General features: G+C 53.3%; 2 rRNA genes. Both read left to right on the top strand.

The features are described 5' to 3' along the window. Positions 1–170: 170 nt before the first annotated feature. Positions 171–3,062: ribosomal RNA gene (locus tag EDB94_RS01680) — 23S ribosomal RNA — on the top strand. Positions 3,063–3,161: 99 nt separating this feature from the next. Next, positions 3,162–3,276: ribosomal RNA gene (rrf, locus tag EDB94_RS01675) — 5S ribosomal RNA — on the top strand. The last annotated feature ends 10 nt before the right edge of the window (positions 3,277–3,286 follow it).

Below are 3,286 nucleotides of genomic sequence, written 5' to 3'. Positions count from 1 at the left end.
GGATTCCATTATCTCCGGAATTCATTAATCAGAGTGATAACGATTTCAAGCGTTATCCGGTGTTGTCGTTGAAGTGGTTGTTATATTGCTTCAAGGAACTGTCTCCACTTATTGATGCCTTGGTTTACCAAGTTGTCGATGAATGGAACACAGTTGTCTTGGGGTTATATAGTCAAGCAACTAAGCGCATACGGTGGATGCCTTGGCAGTCAGAGGCGATGAAAGACGTGGAAGCCTGCGATAAGGTTCGGGGAGCTGGCAAACAAGCTGTGATCCGGGCATTTCTGAATGGGGAAACCCACCGACTTTCGGGTCGGTATCTTGCACTGAATACATAGGTGTAAGAGGCGAACCGGGGGAACTGAAACATCTAAGTACCCCGAGGAAAAGAAATCAACCGAGATTCCCTAAGTAGCGGCGAGCGAACGGGGACTAGCCCTTAAGCTAGACAACTGGTAGGAGAAGGCTCTGGAAAGTGCCGCCATAGTGGGTGATAGCCCCGTATCCGAAACCTGAGTCTGGTGAAATCGAGTAGGACGGGACACGTGATATCCTGTCTGAACATGGGGGGACCATCCTCCAAGGCTAAATACTCCTGACTGACCGATAGTGAACCAGTACCGTGAGGGAAAGGCGAAAAGAACCCCTGTGAGGGGAGTGAAATAGATCCTGAAACCGTATGCGTACAAGCAGTCGGAGCGGACTTGTTCCGTGACGGCGTACCTTTTGTATAATGGGTCAGCGACTTATGTTCAGTGGCGAGGTTAACCGTTTAGGGGAGCCGTAGGGAAACCGAGTCTGAATAGGGCGATTTAGTCGCTGGGCATAGACCCGAAACCGGGCGATCTATCCATGAGCAGGTTGAAGGTGCCGTAACAGGCACTGGAGGACCGAACCCACTGTCGTTGAAAAGCCAGGGGATGACTTGTGGATCGGAGTGAAAGGCTAATCAAGCCCGGAGATAGCTGGTTCTCCCCGAAAGCTATTTAGGTAGCGCCTCGGACGAATACCACAGGGGGTAGAGCACTGTTTCGGCTAGGGGGTCATCCCGACTTACCAACCCGATGCAAACTCCGAATACCTGTGAGTACTATCCGGGAGACACACGGCGGGTGCTAACGTCCGTCGTGAAGAGGGAAACAACCCAGACCGCCAGCTAAGGTCCCCAAGTACCAGTTAAGTGGGAAACGATGTGGGAAGGCTCAGACAGCTAGGAGGTTGGCTTAGAAGCAGCCATCCTTTAAAGAAAGCGTAATAGCTCACTAGTCGAGTCGGCCTGCGCGGAAGATGTAACGGGGCTCAAACTGGTCACCGAAGCTGCGGCTGCATACTTTGTATGCGGGGTAGGGGAGCGTTCTGTAAGCCTGCGAAGGTGTGTTGAGAAGCATGCTGGAGGTATCAGAAGTGCGAATGCTGACATGAGTAACGACAATGCGGGTGAAAAACCCGCACGCCGGAAGACCAAGGGTTCCTGCGCAACGCTAATCGGCGCAGGGTGAGTCGGCCCCTAAGGCGAGACCGAAAGGTGTAGTCGATGGGAAACGGGTTAATATTCCCGTACCTTGGATAGCTGCGATGGAGAGACGGAGAAGGCTAGGTGAGCCGGGCGACGGTTGTCCCGGTTTAAGCGAGTAGGGAGTGGACTTAGGCAAATCCGGGTCCACAATCTCGAGACGCGACGACGACTGCTCTTAGAGCGGGAAGTCATTGATGCCATGCTTCCAGGAAAATCTTCTAAGCTTCAGGCTATTCGAGACCGTACCCCAAACCGACACAGGTGGTCAGGTAGAGAATACCAAGGCGCTTGAGAGAACTCGGGTAAAGGAACTAGGCAAAATGGTGCCGTAACTTCGGGAGAAGGCACGCTGGTGGTAAGTGAAATCCCTGCGGGTGGAGCTGAAGCCAGTCGAAGATACCAGGCCCCTGCGACTGTTTATTAAAAACACAGCACTGTGCAAACACGAAAGTGGACGTATACGGTGTGACGCCTGCCCGGTGCCGGAAGGTTAATTGATGGGGTTAGCGCTTGCGCGAAGCTCTTGATCGAAGCCCCGGTAAACGGCGGCCGTAACTATAACGGTCCTAAGGTAGCGAAATTCCTTGTCGGGTAAGTTCCGACCTGCACGAATGGCGTAACGATGGGGGCGCTGTCTCTACCCGAGACTCAGTGAAATTGAAATCGCCGTGAAGATGCGGTGTATCCGCGGCTAGACGGAAAGACCCCGTGAACCTTTACTATAGCTTCACAGTGAACTTTGAGCATGTTTGTGTAGGATAGCTGGGAGGCTTTGAAGTGGGAACGCCAGTTCTCATGGAGCCAACCTTGAAATACCAGCCTGACATGTTTGAGGTTCTAACTTGGTCCCCTTATCGGGGATGAGGACACTGTGTGGTGGGTAGTTTGACTGGGGCGGTCTCCTCCCAAAGCGTAACGGAGGAGCACAAAGGTGGGCTAAGCATGGTCGGACATCATGCGGTTAGTGTAATGGCACAAGCCCGCTTAACTGCGAGACAGACACGTCGAGCAGGTACGAAAGTAGGTCATAGTGATCCGGTGGTTCTGTATGGAAGGGCCATCGCTCAACGGATAAAAGGTACTCCGGGGATAACAGGCTGATACCGCCCAAGAGTTCACATCGACGGCGGTGTTTGGCACCTCGATGTCGGCTCATCACATCCTGGGGCTGAAGCCGGTCCCAAGGGTATGGCTGTTCGCCATTTAAAGTGGTACGCGAGCTGGGTTTAGAACGTCGTGAGACAGTTCGGTCCCTATCTGCCGTGGACGTTGGAGATTTGAGGAAAGCTGCTCCTAGTACGAGAGGACCGGAGTGGACGAACCTCTGGTGTTCGGGTTGTGACGCCAGTCGCATTGCCCGGTAGCTATGTTCGGACAGGATAACCGCTGAAAGCATCTAAGCGGGAAGCCCCTTCCAAGATGAGATCTCCCTGGACCCTCGAGGTCCCTGAAGAGCCGTTCAAGACCAGGACGTTGATAGGTCGGGTGTGTAAGCGCTGCGAGGCGTTGAGCTAACCGATACTAATTGCTCGTGCGGCTTGACTATATAACACCCAAGACAATTGCGGATAACGCAGAGCCTAACCGCTCAATCGAAATCAACATCACTCAGTTCCTTCTCGTCCCCCAGTGATCAACCGTTTTGCCTGACGACCATAGCGGTCTGGAACCACCTGATCCCATCCCGAACTCAGAAGTGAAACAGACCAGCGCCGATGGTAGTGTGGCGTTGCCCATGTGAGAGTAGGTCATCGTCAGGCTCCTAATACC

The sequence above is a fragment of the Marinobacter sp. 3-2 genome, from assembly GCF_003751355.1.
Taxonomy (GTDB): Bacteria; Pseudomonadota; Gammaproteobacteria; order Pseudomonadales; family Oleiphilaceae; genus Marinobacter; species Marinobacter adhaerens.
The sequence above is the reverse complement of the archived record's forward strand: the minus strand, read 5'-3'. Positions and strand labels throughout refer to the sequence as shown.